This window comes from Pseudomonas sp. AC169, assembly GCF_979258515.1.
This window is the reverse complement of the sequence record NZ_OZ409866.1, coordinates 300,345-315,512: the sequence shown is the minus strand read 5'-3', so window position 1 is coordinate 315,512 and position 15,168 is coordinate 300,345. Positions and strand designations below refer to the sequence as shown.

Here is a 15,168-nt window from a genome sequence, read left to right as displayed (position 1 = left end):
GGGAGACCACACGGATCATGAGTTATGAATACAAATTGGTGTTTGACGACAACTCTACAGCTCAGCATGTCATCGACATTGTTAAAGCTAGTAGTGCTTGTGTTCGCTCGGGCGACGGTGATCTTTATTTGAAGGATCACTCGTTGAATAGCAGTGGGGCTTACGATACTCGTCTCATTTATGGGGATGATGAATCCCTGTGGCTCCAAGTGAATTTCCAATCAGCAGAACTGTACGCCCTACTTAAAACAGCACTCAATGGAAGAAATTTCAGGTGTCTTGAAGATGGGGACGAGGATGAAGAGGTTGGCTTAAATGAGGCCTTCCGCGTGTAGGTTGATTCTCGGTCAAATTGCAGCCGAATAGCCACTTTTTAATTTCTAAAAATTCATGAAATGTATCAGGGGCAGGCCACGTTTTTGAAGGTTGATTAAACGCAACCTGCCTCTGATAAAATTCTCTGCCATTGGTGGCCGAAAGACGCGAAATTGATCGGGGCTGCAGTCAACCCTCGTAGTCGAAGGAATGACAACATGAAAGACGCAATCCGCTTGGGCGACTCCACCACTCACGGTGGCAAAGTCCTCGAAGCTTTCTCCCGAACCGACCTCAACGGCAAGCCCATCGCCGGGGTTGGTCACAAGGTCAGCTGTCCTCTGTGCAAAGGCATTTTTCCGATTGCCGAAGGCAGCAGCACTTACACCGTCGATGGCACGCCCATCGCGCTGGACGGCATGAAAACCGCCTGCGGGGCCGCGCTGATTGCCAGTGGCCCGAAAGGCGCGGTGGTCAGTTGAATCCGCGAGGGTGAGCTCTTCGTTCGCCCTTATGAATCCTGCAAGTAAACAACCTGGCTTCATCCATTAAAGGAATAAACATGAAGAACACCGCTTTGATCCTCGCACTGACCGCCGCTCTCGGCACCGTCAATGTTGCTCATGCAGAAGGACCGGACGCCGCTACGTTGAAAGGGATGTACGACACTGGGCGCAACATGTCCGGGCTGATTTACCATTGCGTTGACAAAGGTTTCCTGGAAGCTGAAAGCGCTACGAACGCCAATAAAATGGTGGCGTTTGTTGCCGGTATTCCAGGGCAGATGGACAAGAGCGACGGCGATAAGAACGAGGCCCATGGTCGCAAGGGTGAAGTATTGGACGATGGTCAATACAAAAACCTGGAGGCCAATCTGCCGCCGAGTCTGACGCTGAAGCAGTGGTGCGAGCAGGCGGATCAAGGCATGCGCCAGGGATTGGAGCGTGTGGGTCTGTAATCATCCCTGATGATTGATTGTTCCCACGCGCAGCAACGGAATGCCTCTAGGGACGCTCCGCGTTCCAGTTCGCGAAGGGACGCAGAGCGTCCCGGGCTGCATGCCTTTGCTGCGCGTGGGAACGATCAGGTGCAACGGGCAGGTTATTTGGCGGAGAACTTCAACACCACGCTGTGGCTGTAAGTCTGCCCCGGATCAAGGCGTGTACTCGGGAAGTTAGGCTGATTCGGTGAATCCGGATAATGCTGAGTCTCCAGAGTAAACGCGCCCCAGTGCGGATATACCTTGCCACCCTTGCCCTTGACCGTGCCATCGAGGAAGTTGCTGGTATAGAACTGCACGCCCGGTTCCGTGGTGAACAACTGCAGCACACGTCCGGACTGCGGATCACTCACCTCAGTGGCAACTTTGCCGATGTCACCCTTGGTATCCAGCGCCCAGTTGAAATCAAATCCACCCTGTTTCGGCTCGGCAAATTTCAGCTGCGGATGATCAGCCTTGATGTGCGTACCGATCGCCGTCGCTTTGGTGAAGTCCATCGGCGTGCCGGCTACGGGCGCCAGTTCACCGGTCGGGATCAGTTTGGCGGTGACCGGGGTGTAGTGGCTGGCGTACAGGGTGGCGACCTGTTTGAGAATGTCGCCATTGCCGGCGCCGGCGAGGTTGAAGTAGCTGTGGTTGGTCAGGTTGAGCACGGTCGGTTTGTCGGTGCTGGCCTTGTAGTCGATGCGCAGTTCGTTGTTGTCGGTGAGGCGATAGGTCACTTCGGTGGTGAGATTGCCGGGGAAAACCATTTCACCGTCCGCCGACAGATAGGTCAGGGTCACGCCGACTGAGTCCTTGTCCTTGGTTTCCTGGGCTTTCCAGACTTTCTTGTCGAAGCCCAGCGTGCCGCCGTGCAGCGCGTTGGTCTTGTCGTTCTGCGGCACTTGATAGCGCTTGCCGTCGAGTTCGAACGCACCTTCGGCGAGGCGATTGCCGAAACGGCCGATGGTCGCGCCGAAATAGGCGGTGCCTTTCTGGTAGCCCTGCACATCGTCGAAGCCGAGCACGACGTCGTCGAACTTGCCGTGCTTGTCGGCGACTTTCAGCGATTGCAGGGTCGCGCCGTAGGTGATGACGGTGGCTTGCATGCCGTGGCTGTTGCGCAGGATGTATTGCTCGACGGGTGTGCCGTCATTGGTTTTGCCGAAGGCTTTGTGTTCGGCGCTGAGGCCGGCCGCGTTGGCGGAGAGGGTGGCGATCATCAGGGACAGTCCGAGGCCGGAGAGCAGGTGACGGGATTGAAGCATGGTTGACCTTCCTTTTTGTTGTTGTTTTCGAAAGCGGCGTTCTATCGGTAACGTCAATCACCGAAAAACAAAGTAGTCATACTAAATATTCAACAAGTGCAAATTTATAGCTGATGAATCGTTTATTTCAACAATAAAGACAGACTAAATTACAAGTGAGAGGCGGTGGAATGACGACCGGGCATTCGGCGCACTGCACTTTTTCGCAATCGGCGGCTCTATCCATGGCCAGGATGCGGTGACTCCCGCCGCACAGGAATGTGCCTGTTCGAGATTTCATGCCGAGAGCTTTTGCCCTGATCGCTGCTTTTTTCCGCCGCCCGTGCCTGTTGCTGGCGTGTTTGTCGTCGCTGTTTTTCAGTGGTTGCAGCCATCAGGACGGCAACGGCTTCTTCAATCAGATGCGTGAAGGGAAGCCGCAGGAGTTCCTGCAGACCAGCGTCGACCGCATGGCCACGCTGGCGATGCGCGACAACCTCAGCAGTCTTTACCGTTTGCAGGGCAAGCTGTACCTGCGCAACCCGGATGAGCTGCGCAATTCGGGTTTTCTCAACATCCATGCCGCGGTGAAACAGGTTCGCCTGGCCATCGAACAGCAACAGCCGCTGCCGGTGCTGGGTGGTCGCAAGGATCTGGCGGCGCTCAGCTATGCGATGAGTCCGGAGTTCCTCGGCGATCGCGTCGGCGCGTTCATCTATGCCATCGGCAGCATGCTGGTCACCGCCCACGGCAATCGCACCGAGTTTTATATGACGGACGCGATCAACCCGACGTTCGTTCACAACGCTGCACGCAATATCGAAAAAGCCACGTGGATTTTGTCCCAGCGACAGAACAAGGAAGGCCAGCCGCTGCTGTTTTCCAATGAGATCTCGGAGGAGGGCAGCAACCTGAGCTTCGCCACCGAGTTCGGCAAAATCGTAGCGCGACTGGACCTGATCACGCAGATGCTGGATGAGCGTTACCGGCGGATCGGCCTCAACTACGCGCAGAGTTTGTTGTTTTTGAATTTCCTGCCGGTGCAATGAGTGCAGAGCACCAATGTGGGAGCGAGCCTGCTCGCGAAAGCGGTGGATCAGTCAAAACTTCCACGCCTGAAAGACCGCATTCGCGAGCAAGCTCGCTCCCACATTGATCGAATAGTGAAGGTTATTTTTGTATACAATCCGTCACCGCTATTGATCAAAATGGAGCCGCACCCGTCATGACCGACCCCGCCAGCGCCGATTTCAGCCGCGTCGACCGCACCGCCCGTGCGGACAAACTGCCCTATGCCGCGTTGCTGGCATTCGCCATGACCGGTTTCATCGCCATCCTCACCGAAACCCTCCCGGCCGGATTGCTGCCGCAAATCGGCGCCGGGCTCAATGTCAGCGAAGTACTCGCCGGGCAACTGGTGACGCTGTACGCGCTGGGTTCGATTGTCGCGGCAATTCCGTTGACCGTGGCCACGCGCGGCTGGCCACGGCGCCGGGTGTTGTTGATGACGGTCGGCGGGTTTTTGCTGTTCAACACTGTCACCACATTCTCCAGCCATTACGGTCTGACCCTGGCTTCGCGCTTCCTCGCCGGGATGGCGGCGGGGCTGTCGTGGGGGATCATGGCCGGCTACGCGCGGGGCATCGTGCCGGTGCATCAGCAGGGGCGGGCGCTGGCGATTGCCATGCTCGGCACTCCCGTGGCGTTGTCACTGGGCACGCCGGCGGGGACGTGGCTGGGCAATCTGATCGGCTGGCGTGCGTCGTTCGGGATTATGTCGGCGCTGGCTCTGGTGCTGGCCGCGTGGATTGTCGTCGCGGTGCCGGATCGTCCGGGGCAAAGCAGTGATGAGCGTCTGCCGCTGCTTGAGTCGATGCGTCTACCGGGCGTGCGGCCGGTGTTGTTCGTGGTGCTGACGTGGATGCTCGGGCACAACATTCTCTACACCTACATCGCGCCGTTTCTGATGCAGGCCGGTCTGGCTGACCGGGTCGATCTGGTGTTGCTGGTGTTTGGCCTGTGTTCGCTGGTGGGAATCTGGATCATCGGCATGCTGGTGGATCGCTGGTTGCGCTGGCTCACGTTGATCAGCCTCGCTGTGTTTGCCCTGACGGCTCTGGTACTGGCATTGGCTGCGCCGTCACCGCTGATCATTTATGCCTGCATGGCGGTGTGGGGATTGTCGTTTGGCGGTTCGGCTACCTTGCTGCTGACCTCGGCGGCTGACTCGGCCGGTGAACACGTGGATGTGGTGCAGGCGATGCTCACCACTTCGTGGAACGTGGCGATTGCCGGTGGCGGCTTGTTTGGTGGCTTGTTGCTGGATCGCGCGGGGGCGATGTCGTTTCCGTGGGCGCTGCTGATTCTGTCGCTGATTGCCCTGGCCACGGTGTGGATCAATAAAACCCATAGCTTTAAACCTGGCCGGCGGGTGCATTAACTCTGGAGACCACCACTTGACCCTGTGGTGAGGTCGATATGGCATAACGATAGACCGCATCGATATATGTTGTTATTAGAAAAATCGCTATGCTGCGGGCCAGATTTTTCCTGTCGTTTTTCTGGACGGTTTAATGGAATTGGCAAATTTCGGCCTGGTGATTGCCGGGCTGGTGGTGGGTTTTATTGTCGGCATGACCGGTGTCGGCGGTGGTTCGTTGATGACGCCGATCCTGCTGTGGTTCGGCATCAACCCGGCAACGGCAGTGGGCACTGACCTGCTGTACGCCGCCATTACCAAATCCAGTGGCGTCCTCGTTCACCGCAAAAACAAAAACATCGACTGGGCCATCACCGGTTGGCTGACCCTCGGCAGCGTGCCGGCGGTGGCGATGACCCTGTGGTTCCTCAGCACCCTGCACACCGCGCCGGACGCGATGAACGCCATCATCAAACAAGCGCTGGGCTTCGTCCTGTTCGCCACGGCGCTGGCGATTTTCTTCAAGAAGCGCTTGCTCGACTTCGCCCACAAACGCGCCGGCGGCAACTACAACCCGAGCGGTTCGCGCTTGAACGTGATGACCGTGATCACCGGTCTGGTCCTCGGCACCATGGTTGCGCTGACCTCGATCGGTGCGGGCGCCCTCGGTACTGTCGCGCTGTTCATCCTTTATCCGTTGCTACCGACCCGCCGTCTGGTCGGCACCGAAATCGCCCACGCCGTACCACTGACGCTGGTCGCCGGTCTTGGCCACGCGAGCATGGGCAATATGGATTGGGGCGTGCTGGGCTTCTTGCTGGTCGGCTCGCTGCCAGGCATCTGGCTCGGCAGCCACCTGACCGGACGCATTTCCGATGAAGTCCTGCGCCCGTGCCTGGCGACGATGCTGGTGTTGATCGGTTACAAACTGGCGTTCTGATCCGGCCATGAGTGAAACCACTGTCCACTGCGAAGGCCGTCTCGCGATCACCGTCGAGCCGCGTGAGATGCGCATGAGCCATTGGCTGTATGCGCCGCGGGTGGTCGATCTGCAGCAGCAAAAAGTGCTGCTGGATCTGAGCGAGAGTCTGTGGGATTTGCTCGGTACCGCCGACGAGACGGCCAATGGCATCCAACTGGTGCTGCGCAAATACCCGGGTGATCGGGCGTCGGTAAGGTTGAGCGTTGAACTCGGCAGTGGTGAACTCAAGCTCGGAGGACAACCCGTCGCCTCTTCGCAATTGCTCTCGGCGCTCGATTCAGCGTTGGAGTGAGACGGCACGGCTTGTCGCGAGCCGCCTCACCACGGGTTAGCGCTGAATGACGTATTTCATCACCGTCACCGGCAAATCGTCGTAGACCAGCTCTTCAAGCACTTCCCAACCCAGTCGCGCATACAGCGACTGCGACGTGTCGGTATACAGATACAACTCGGGCACGCCCAGCGCCGCCGCTTCTGCAACCACTCGATTGACCAGTTGCGAAGCAATCCCGCGCCCACGTTCCTCAGCCTTCACATAAACCCCGGCCAGCCATGGCGTCAGGTTCGGGCGCAGCTTCAGATCGCTTTCGATCAGCAGCGCACCGCCCAGCAAACGTGAACCGTCGAGTGCCACCACAACACTGGGCACTGCACCTTTGCCGCAGGATTCGCGCATGTGTTCGATACGGTCCTCGACGGTTTGCCCGGGACGAAACTCGCCCCATTCCTGAAAATTGAGCGTGGCCAGTTCTTCGATCAATTCGGGGTGATCGCACAGGTAATCGATGTACATGCGGGGGAACTCCATTCCATTGGCAGAATCACCACCCTAATGCGGTCATAAAAGGTAATCAAATCCGCGTTGCGATCACCTCGGATATGTTGCGCAATGTCGCGCCTGTCCTAAGCTTCTGACTAGGCGGAAGATATTTGCCGGGTTGGCCCGGAACAATCGCCACGATGCGCAATCATTAGAGCGTGGATATCAAAAGGAGATGCGCATGCTCATCAGGTCACTGACCCTGACACTCTTGCTGGCGATTGCCGGCCCCTTGTTCGCCGCTGACAACGATTCACCCATCGCCGGGGATATGGGCCGCGCCCGACCGCTGATCGTGATCGCACAAAGCACCGTCGACCCCGTGTGGGTGGCGCTGAAAAAGTCGCTGGAGGATCCCGCCAATAAAAAGGGCGTCACCGACCGCAACATCAAGGTCTACACCATCCTCAACATGTCCGGCCAACTCGACGGCAAAGATATGGGCCAGCAAGACACCATGGCGCTGCTGCGCTCGCTGAAGCTGGGTGCCGGGGCGTATCCGAAAGTGTTCCTGGTGGGCAAGGACGGCGAGACCAAACTTTCGGCCTCGGGGGACGAAGCGAAAGCGGTGGATCTGAAGAAGATTTTCGACACCATCGATGCCATGCCAATGGCCGAGAAGGAAGCGGCCGCTGCGGCTCAAGCGCCGGTGGCTGCTACGCCGGAACCGGCAAAAGGCGCGAAGAACGCGAAGCCGACCAAGCCTGCGAAACCAGCCAAGCCACCGGAAATGCCGGATGACTGATTGCATACTCACTGAATAAAAAACTCTCCCTGTAGGAGTGAGCCTGCTCGCGATAGCGGTGTATCAGTCACCATCAGCGTTGACTGATACACCGCTATCGCGAGCAGGCTCACTCCTACAATGTTTATTCCGTTACCTGCATATTTGCGGACACTGACGCCCTCACAGCAACTTGTCTATTCACTGCTATCGCCATCATCAAGCAGGTAAACCAGCACACCTTTGGTATCACCAATGATCAGTGGTGAACGCGTGGTCAACACGAACTGGCAATTGGGAAAGGTTGCACTTAATTGCGCAATCAAGCCGAGCTGCCATTGCGGATCCATGCGCAATTCCACCTCGTCGATCAGAACAATGCCGTCACCGTGCAGCGGGTTGTCCATTGATGGATTCATCATCGCCAGACGCCTGGCCATGTCACCCACCAACGCAATCATCGACTTTTCGCCAAGCGAGAGCTGAGTGACATTGAATGTCGCGCCATGCTTGTCGATTGCCATATGCAGATGGGGCTTGCGTTGTACGCGCAGGTTAGTGAAGTCCGGCATGAACGCAGTCAGAGCCGAACGCACGGCAGTCAATTGGCGATCGCGAGTGGAGGCTTTCAAATTGAAGAGCGCTTTCCAGGCGTCGCTGTCAGTACCGAATTTTTCCGCCATTTCGGCCAGTGCGGTATCGGAAATCCCATCCTCGTTTTCGCTGTCCTCACGTTCACGAAACCATTCAAAAAAACCGCGAAAGTCGGCGCCACCGTTGAAGCTGGTGTCATAGCCGTCGAGTTGATCAGAGCCTTGTTTGCTGGTGATTTCAAGCGGGATGTCGAGAACGCAACGTTCGGCTGGGTAATAAGCGATCAGCGGGAGTGAGGCGTTATCGTCGGCGGTGAGTTGAGTGCGGTAGTGGTCTGCAAGCAGTCTGACTTCGTTTAAATATCCAAGGCCCGAGGCTGTACCTTCTTGTCGACTTCGGGCAGCGCCCCATACGAATAATTCGTTTTCGGAACCCGCATCACTGTCAGCTGCGCGCGGGTGCGAAACGTCGGTGATGCCAATCGAAAGGACGGCTCCTGAGGCGCCGTTGCGAATGTCTTCATCGACAAGGTATTTGCCATTGCCTTTATTGGAGCGAATTTTTGCGATCAGCCAGCTCAGACAAATATTCAGGGATTTAAGAATGGTGGTTTTTCCGCTGCCGTTGTTTCCCATCAGCACCGTGATGTTCGAGCGGTGTTTCAGGGTAGGCGCAAACTGAATATCCATGTCTCCAAAATGTCCGACATCCGTAAGCTTCAAACTTTTGATTTCCATCACTGCGTCCTTCGAATGACTGTTTTTTTGCCCGACGCCATCCTCGTTCAAAGATTGACTTGATGCAGTGTAGATACAACAAATTCATTCGCTAACCCAAAGTCGTTGCAGCATGTGCCTGCGGAAATATCTGACACAAATGCCCTTCAGGTCCCGCGGATTTTTCCTGCAAGTCGCGGCGGCGGTGGTGAACTGGTGGGCTTGGCGGTGTAGGGATAGTCTTCTGTGGCCGCTGCAAAACACAGTGGTCGGACGTGGAAGTCCGGTTGTCGGTTACATCCATCAATGTCTCAAAAGCGCATGTCGACGTTATTTATGTCAACATCGCCGCGTTTTTGGCGGCTGTGCGCAGGGGCACTTTCGAGTGCGCCGGGTTTTGGTGGATTGGCCTGGTCTTCCACACCTGCGTACAGCTGCCACCCTCATGTGGAAGTGAGAAAGGTAGTTTTTCCTACAATTCACTACGGTACTTCATACATGAAAAAACCAACGCCAAACCCTCCCGAATCCCCCATGGATTCAGGATCCTTCGACGCCAACAACCCCCGCTTACGCAACCCGCATCATCCCGATCCCATCAGCCACCTCTTCACCATCCTCCCCGATATCGATACGCCCACGCTGCTCTGCCACGCTTGCGAAACCCTCGCTTCACTCAATGTCCTGACCACCGACCTGGCCGCAGAACTTCAAGGTTCACCGCGCAGCCTTGCCTTGTCGATTCAGCAATTGGCTGTGCTCGGCGAGTTGCTGGTCAACCGTGCGCTGGACAATCTCGATCCACCGGCGGCAACGCAACATTGAACAGGGAGGTTCATACATGGCGCGATACATTCCAATTACCGGGATCGACTGCAAGATTCCCAGTCTGTTGATCGACAGCGAAGCACCCGTGGATGTGCTGCACGGCACAGCGGCTTACCGTTTGCGCTGTGTGACGCAATTGATGGAGACCCTGGCGTTGGGTGACGGCAAGGGCCACGACGCATTACTGCTACAGGATTTCGCCCGGGTGATGGCGATCCCGTTGCGTGACAGTTGCGACTTGATGGATGTCATCGGCTGGAAGTTGCAGGCTCAGCTTTAAAGGGCTGAAACGAAAATGGGCGACCTCGAAAGGACGCCCATTTTTATTGCCTGACGCGAAACTTTTAATCGGCGACAGCACTGAGGATTTTGTGGGCAATCTTCACCCGCTCAGGAATCGGAAAGTTCTTGTTAGCCATGATCACAATGCCCACGTCCTTGCTCGGCACAAACGCCACGTAAGTCCCGAAGCCACCTGTAGAGCCAGTCTTGTTGATCAATACCTCTTCCGGTTGTGGTTGCGGCGGATTCAGCCACTGCACCTTGTGCGCCTGCATGGCCATTTCCGTCGAGTTGCCCGCCAGCAAGCGATCGAGGCTGATCGGGTAGTGGTACATCTCCCAACCCAAACCCTGAATCATATCGCCGACTGTGTAGTAACCGGTGTGCGTGTTGGCGATGGTTTTTTGCAAGGACGCTTCCAGCGTTTCAGGTTTCAGGTTGGCCTGCACGTAACGCAGCATGTCCACGGCACTGGTTTTCACGCCATAGGCCTGCGAATCCAGGGCGCCGGGCGTGACGCGCACCGGTTTGCCATTCTTGTCATAGCCCTGCGCATACAGGTTCATTTGTGCAGCAGGCACGCTGAGGTAGGTGTGCTGCAAACCGAGTTTCGGCAGCAGGGTTTGCGTCATCGCCTGATCGAACGGCTCGCCGAGGCTCTTCGCCGCCAGATAACCGAACAACCCAAGGCTTGGATTTGAATACTGGCGATGGCTGCCTGTCGGATAAACCGGTTTCCACTGCTGGAAATAGCCGAGCATCTTGTCAGACGAATCCGCGTCGTCCGGAAATTGCAGTGGCAAGCCGCCGGCACTGTAGGTGCCCAGTTGCAGCACCGTGATGTTGTCGAACGCGCTGCCTTTCAATTCTGGCCAGAGCTGACTGGCTTTGCTCGACAGGTCGAGTTTGCCAGTGGCCTGGGCATAACCGGCGAGGGTGGCGGTGAAGGTTTTGCTCACCGAGCCGATTTCGAACAAGGTGTTTTCGCTGACTTTCTGTCCGGTGCCTTTTGCTGCAACCCCGTAGTTAAAGTAATGCGGCTGGCCATTTATGGTCAGCGCCACGGTCAACCCGGGAATGTTCTGCTGTTGCATGACCGGCGTCACTGCGTCGTTGACCAGCGCTTGCAACTGCGCGTCGGTGGGCGTGGCAGCCATGCAGGACGAGGCGCCGAAAAACAGGCCGAAAGCGGCGCAGGAAATGACTTTGTTTGAATGAATGGATGGCATGAGTGAACCACTCTCCATGAGTGTTGATGACGTTATCCCGCTACACTGCGGGCGATTTCTTCATTGGGCAACTGATCAGCGCCGCCAATCTAGCCAGCGCGACGCCAATCGACAAACGACGAAAACTCGCACGAGCCATTAGAAAAATTTGGAACTTGGCATGATTCGACCGCAATTGCCGCTCAACGCACTGCGCGCCTTTGAAGCGTCCGCGCGTCATTTGAGCTTCACCCGCGCCGCCGTGGAACTGTGCGTCACGCAAGCGGCGGTCAGCCATCAGGTGAAAAGCCTGGAAGCGCAACTCAACGTCACGCTGTTCAAACGCCTGCCCCGTGGGCTGATGCTGACCAGTGAGGGCGAAACTTTGCTGCCGGTGCTGAGCACTTCGTTCGATCACATCGCGCAGATCCTCGAACGCCTCGCCGGCGGACAGTATCGCGAAATGTTGACCGTCGGCGCGGTGGGCACCTTCGCCGTAGGTTGGCTGTTGCCGAGGCTGGCAGACTTCCAGGCGAAACATCCGCTCATAGATTTGCGGCTGTCGACCAACAACAACCGTGTGGATGTGGCGGCAGAAGGGCTCGATTACGCGATTCGCTTCGGTGCTGGCGCGTGGCATGGCATCGAAGCGACGCGTTTGCTCGATGCGCCGCTGTCGGTGTTGTGCGTGCCGGAAATCGCTCGGCAACTGCAATCACCGGGGGATTTGTTGCAACAGACGCTGCTGCGTTCCTATCGTACGGATGAATGGCCGGAATGGTTTCAGGCGGCCGGTCTGGCAACGCAGGCTGCTCCGCCGCAGAGCATCGTGTTTGATTCGTCGCTGGCGATGATGGAGGCGGCGTTGCAGGGTGGCGGGGTGGCGTTGGCGCCGCCGCTGATGTTCGCCCGGCAATTGGCGGCGGATGCGATTTGTCAGCCGTTTGCGATTGAGATTACGACGGGGAGTTACTGGTTGACGCGGTTGCAGTCGCGGCCTGAAACAGCGGCGATGAGTGCGTTCAAGGATTGGCTGTTACAGGCTTCCGTCTAGCGTAAAACCCTGTGGGAGCGAGCTTGCTCGCGAAAGGGGCTGGTCAGTCAACATTACTGTTTATGACACACCGCATTCGCGAGCAAGCTCGCTCCCACAGGGGGGCAGTGGTGGACTGGATATCAGGTTCAGCGCACCAGACACGGCCGCTTGTTATCGAACTTCCACCCCGGAATCAGAAACTGCATCGCCACGCTGTCATCCCGCGCGCCGAGGCCCATGCCTTTATACAGCTCATGAGCCTTGGCCACTTGATCCATGTCCAGTTCGACACCCAGCCCCGGTTTCTTCGGCACCTGCACCAGACCGTCGACAATTTGCAGCGGCGCTTTGGTCAGGCGCTGGCCGTCCTGCCAGATCCAGTGGGTGTCGATCGCGGTGATCTCGCCCGGTGCGGCCGCAGCGACATGGGTGAACATCGCCAGCGAGATGTCGAAGTGGTTGTTGGAATGCGAGCCCCAGGTCAGGCCCCATTCATGGCACATCTGCGCCACGCGCACCGAACCCTGCATGGTCCAGAAATGCGGGTCGGCCAGTGGAATGTCCACCGACTGCAACTGGATCGCATGACCCATTTCACGCCAGTCAGTGGCGATCATGTTGGTGGCGGTTTTCAGTCCAGTGGCACGGCGAAACTCAGCCATGACTTCGCGGCCGGAATAACCGTTTTCCGCGCCGCACGGGTCTTCGGCGTAGGCGAGCACCTGATGCTGATCGCGGCACAAACGGATGGCCTCTTTCAGTGACCACGCGCCGTTCGGATCGAGGGTAATCCGCGCATCAGGAAAGCGTTCGGCCAGCGCTGTCACCGCTTCGATTTCGGCATCACCGCTGAGCACGCCGCCCTTGAGTTTGAAGTCCTTGAAACCGTATTTCGCATGAGCCGCTTCGGCGAGGCGCACCACGGCTTCGGCCGTCATGGCCTTCTCGTGTCGCACGCGAAACCAGTCGTTGTCGGCGTCCGGTTCGCTGCGATAGGCGAGGTCGGTTTCGCGCTGGTCACCGACGTAGAACAGATAACCAAGCATCTTAACTTCGTCGCGTTGCTGACCTTCGCCAAGCAGCGCCGCCACCGGTACGTCGAGATGCTGACCGAGCAAGTCGAGCAGCGCGGCTTCGAGGCCGGTGACCGCGTGGATGGTGATGCGCAGGTCGAACGTCTGCAGGCCACGGCCGCCGGCATCGCGGTCGGCGAAAGTCTGGCGCACTTGATTGAGGATCTTCTGATAAGTGCCGATCGGGCTGCCGATCACCAGGCTGCGCGCGTCTTCCAGGGTTTGGCGAATGCGCTCGCCACCGGGCACTTCACCGACGCCGGTGTGGCCGGCGTTGTCCTTGAGGATGACGATATTGCGGGTGAAAAACGGCCCGTGGGCGCCGCTCAGATTGAGCAGCATGCCGTCGTGGCCGGCCACCGGGATGACTTGCATGTCGGTGATGATCGGGGCTTTGGCGGTGTCGTGTGCAGTCATGGTTTTTATCCTTCTTATTCGCAATCTTTGAAAATGGACGTCAGGCGTGCTTTGGCGCGGCATCGGCCACGGCAGTGTCAGCAGCAGGTTTCGGTGCGGTGCGCGCGAAGAAGACGATGATCGCGGCAATGATCGAGGTCGCGGCCAGGCCATAGAGGCCGCCCTGAATCGAGCCGGTGTGTTCTTCGAGCAGGCCGAACGTGGTCGGCGCGACGAAGCCGCCGAGGTTGCCCACCGAGTTGATCAACGCGATCACCGCTGCCGCGATGCGTGCATCCAGATAGGCCTGCGGGATCGGCCAGAACAACGACGATGCTGATTTGAACCCCAGTGCGGCAAAGCAGATTGCAACGAAAGCGAAGATAGGTCCGCCGGTGGTGGACATGAACATCCCCGCAGCGGCGATCAACAATGCAGTGGCGACCCACGCCTGCTGGTGTTTCCACTTGGCCGAGAACGAGGCGAAGGCGTACATGCCGATGATCGACAGCAACCACGGAATCGAGTTGAACAGGCCGACCTGGAAGTCGCTCATCTCGCCCATTTTCTTGATGATGCTCGGCAGCCAGAAAGTCGCGGCGTAGATGGTCAGTTGAATGAAGAAGTAGATCAGGCAGAACAGAATGATCTGGCGGTCCTTGAGCAGTTTGCCCATGGATGGCCGGATCGGCGTCGCGGCTTCGCGGGCCTTCTGTTCAGCGTCAATGGCGTTGACCAGTGCATCCTGTTCGGCGCGGCTCAGCCATTTCGCGTCGTGGGGTTTGGCGTCGAGCCAGAACCAGACGAACACGCACAGGCACACGGAAAACATCCCTTCAATGAAGTACATCCACTGCCAGCCGTGCATGCCCAGCCCGTTGATCTGCAGGAGCAGGCCGGACAGTGGACCGGAGATCAGCGAGGCTACGGCGGAGCCGCTGAGGAAGATCGCAATCGCCTTGCCGCGTTCGGCGCCGGGCAGCCAACGGGTGAAGTAGTAGATCACCCCGGGAAAGAATCCGGCCTCGGCCACACCGAGCAAAAAGCGCAGGATGTAAAAGTGGGTTTCGTTCTGGATGAAGGCCATGCCGGCGGCGACCAGGCCCCAGGTGAGCATGATGCGGGTCAGCCAGATGCGTGCGCCGACTTTCTGCAGAAGCATGTTCGACGGGACTTCGAACAGCGCATAACCGATGAAGAACAGCCCGGCGCCGAAGCCGTAAGCGGCGGCACCAATGCCCAGGTCATGTTCCATGTGGGTGCGGACGAAACCGATGTTCACCCGGTCAATGTAATTGACGATGAACATGATCACGAAAAGCGGCAGGACGTGGCGTTTCACTTTCGAGATGGCCGACGCGAGTGTCGAATCGACGCCCTCGTTCATCCCGGAGACGGAGGTTTTCACTTGGTTTTCTCCCACTGATTATTTTTATGCGGGGTAGGGCAGGTGCTGCGTTGTTGATAGACATCATACAACTTGATTTTTTTGTCCTACAAGTGGGGAGGACCGATTAATTTTCTCTGGATCGACGGTTTTTTATGC

At 57.6% G+C, this 15,168-nt stretch carries 17 protein-coding genes; 11 read left to right on the top strand and 6 right to left on the bottom strand.

All coding sequences use genetic code 11. The annotated features are described in order from the left end of the window. Positions 1 to 17 precede the first annotated feature (17 nt). From ACZZ0G_RS01415 to ACZZ0G_RS01405, 3 genes are all read left to right on the top strand, one after another. A complete protein-coding gene (locus ACZZ0G_RS01415) occupies positions 18 to 335 on the top strand; it encodes a hypothetical protein (protein ID WP_150693835.1) in 318 nt (105 codons plus the stop codon). A 198-nt stretch (positions 336 to 533) separates the two neighbouring features. Next, on the top strand, positions 534 to 797 hold the full coding sequence (locus ACZZ0G_RS01410) for a PAAR domain-containing protein (RefSeq protein ID WP_011333757.1): 264 nt from the start codon (positions 534 to 536) through the stop codon (positions 795 to 797). 80 nt (positions 798 to 877) lie between these two features. Then, positions 878 to 1,273, top strand: coding sequence for a hypothetical protein (locus ACZZ0G_RS01405; protein ID WP_463555040.1), 396 nt, complete (start codon positions 878 to 880; stop codon positions 1,271 to 1,273). A 143-nt stretch (positions 1,274 to 1,416) separates the two neighbouring features. Here ACZZ0G_RS01405 and ACZZ0G_RS01400 read toward each other — a convergent pair whose 3' ends face one another. After that, on the bottom strand, positions 1,417 to 2,565 hold the full coding sequence (locus tag ACZZ0G_RS01400; RefSeq protein WP_463555039.1) for an aldose epimerase family protein: 1,149 nt from the start codon (positions 2,563 to 2,565) through the stop codon (positions 1,417 to 1,419). A gap of 278 nt (positions 2,566 to 2,843) precedes the next feature. Between ACZZ0G_RS01400 and ACZZ0G_RS01395 the strand changes: the two genes are divergently transcribed. From ACZZ0G_RS01395 to ACZZ0G_RS01380, 4 genes are all read left to right on the top strand, one after another. Continuing rightward, entirely contained in the window at positions 2,844 to 3,593 is a 750-nt protein-coding gene (locus tag ACZZ0G_RS01395) for a hypothetical protein (RefSeq protein WP_463555038.1), read from the top strand. 176 nt (positions 3,594 to 3,769) lie between these two features. Continuing rightward, positions 3,770 to 4,984 (top strand): MFS transporter, encoded by a 1,215-nt coding sequence (locus ACZZ0G_RS01390; protein ID WP_463555037.1) that lies wholly within the window; start codon positions 3,770 to 3,772, stop codon positions 4,982 to 4,984. Positions 4,985 to 5,117: 133 nt separating this feature from the next. Next, a complete protein-coding gene (locus tag ACZZ0G_RS01385) occupies positions 5,118 to 5,903 on the top strand; it encodes a sulfite exporter TauE/SafE family protein (RefSeq protein WP_242207532.1) in 786 nt (261 codons plus the stop codon). Between the two features lie 7 nt (positions 5,904 to 5,910). Further along, positions 5,911 to 6,237, top strand: a complete 327-nt coding sequence (locus ACZZ0G_RS01380) for a hypothetical protein (protein ID WP_463555036.1) — start codon at positions 5,911 to 5,913, stop codon at positions 6,235 to 6,237. A gap of 36 nt (positions 6,238 to 6,273) precedes the next feature. On the opposite strand, the gene ACZZ0G_RS01375 is transcribed toward ACZZ0G_RS01380, so the two are convergent. Then, entirely contained in the window at positions 6,274 to 6,738 is a 465-nt protein-coding gene (locus ACZZ0G_RS01375) for a GNAT family N-acetyltransferase (RefSeq protein WP_463555035.1), read from the bottom strand. A 208-nt stretch (positions 6,739 to 6,946) separates the two neighbouring features. Here ACZZ0G_RS01375 and ACZZ0G_RS01370 point away from each other — a divergent pair, with 208 nt between their 5' ends. Then, entirely contained in the window at positions 6,947 to 7,510 is a 564-nt protein-coding gene (locus tag ACZZ0G_RS01370) for a DUF4174 domain-containing protein (protein WP_095114544.1), read from the top strand. 176 nt (positions 7,511 to 7,686) lie between these two features. On the opposite strand, the gene ACZZ0G_RS01365 is transcribed toward ACZZ0G_RS01370, so the two are convergent. Further along, on the bottom strand, positions 7,687 to 8,820 hold the full coding sequence (locus ACZZ0G_RS01365; RefSeq protein ID WP_463555034.1) for an AAA family ATPase: 1,134 nt from the start codon (positions 8,818 to 8,820) through the stop codon (positions 7,687 to 7,689). A 513-nt stretch (positions 8,821 to 9,333) separates the two neighbouring features. Here ACZZ0G_RS01365 and ACZZ0G_RS01360 point away from each other — a divergent pair. Beyond that, complete coding sequence (locus tag ACZZ0G_RS01360; RefSeq protein ID WP_371929249.1) at positions 9,334 to 9,624, top strand: DUF6124 family protein; 291 nt, start codon at positions 9,334 to 9,336, stop codon at positions 9,622 to 9,624. Between the two features lie 16 nt (positions 9,625 to 9,640). Further along, on the top strand, positions 9,641 to 9,907 hold the full coding sequence (locus tag ACZZ0G_RS01355; RefSeq protein ID WP_194935582.1) for a hypothetical protein: 267 nt from the start codon (positions 9,641 to 9,643) through the stop codon (positions 9,905 to 9,907). Between the two features lie 64 nt (positions 9,908 to 9,971). Here the strand turns inward: ACZZ0G_RS01355 and ampC are convergent, their stop codons facing one another. Continuing rightward, positions 9,972 to 11,138, bottom strand: a complete 1,167-nt coding sequence (gene ampC, locus ACZZ0G_RS01350; protein WP_463555033.1) for a class C beta-lactamase — start codon at positions 11,136 to 11,138, stop codon at positions 9,972 to 9,974. 160 nt (positions 11,139 to 11,298) lie between these two features. Here ampC and ACZZ0G_RS01345 point away from each other — a divergent pair, with 160 nt between their 5' ends. Continuing rightward, a complete protein-coding gene (locus ACZZ0G_RS01345) occupies positions 11,299 to 12,171 on the top strand; it encodes a LysR family transcriptional regulator (RefSeq protein WP_463555032.1) in 873 nt (290 codons plus the stop codon). A 128-nt stretch (positions 12,172 to 12,299) separates the two neighbouring features. Here ACZZ0G_RS01345 and gudD read toward each other — a convergent pair whose 3' ends face one another. Together gudD and ACZZ0G_RS01335 are read right to left on the bottom strand one after the other, a co-directional pair. Further along, the gene (gudD, locus tag ACZZ0G_RS01340; RefSeq protein WP_016984649.1) at positions 12,300 to 13,643 is read right to left on the bottom strand and encodes a glucarate dehydratase; all 1,344 of its coding nucleotides are present in this window, start codon (positions 13,641 to 13,643) and stop codon (positions 12,300 to 12,302) included. Positions 13,644 to 13,683: 40 nt separating this feature from the next. Beyond that, the gene (locus ACZZ0G_RS01335) at positions 13,684 to 15,030 is read right to left on the bottom strand and encodes an MFS transporter (protein WP_463555031.1); all 1,347 of its coding nucleotides are present in this window, start codon (positions 15,028 to 15,030) and stop codon (positions 13,684 to 13,686) included. Between the last annotated feature and the right edge of the window lie 138 nt (positions 15,031 to 15,168).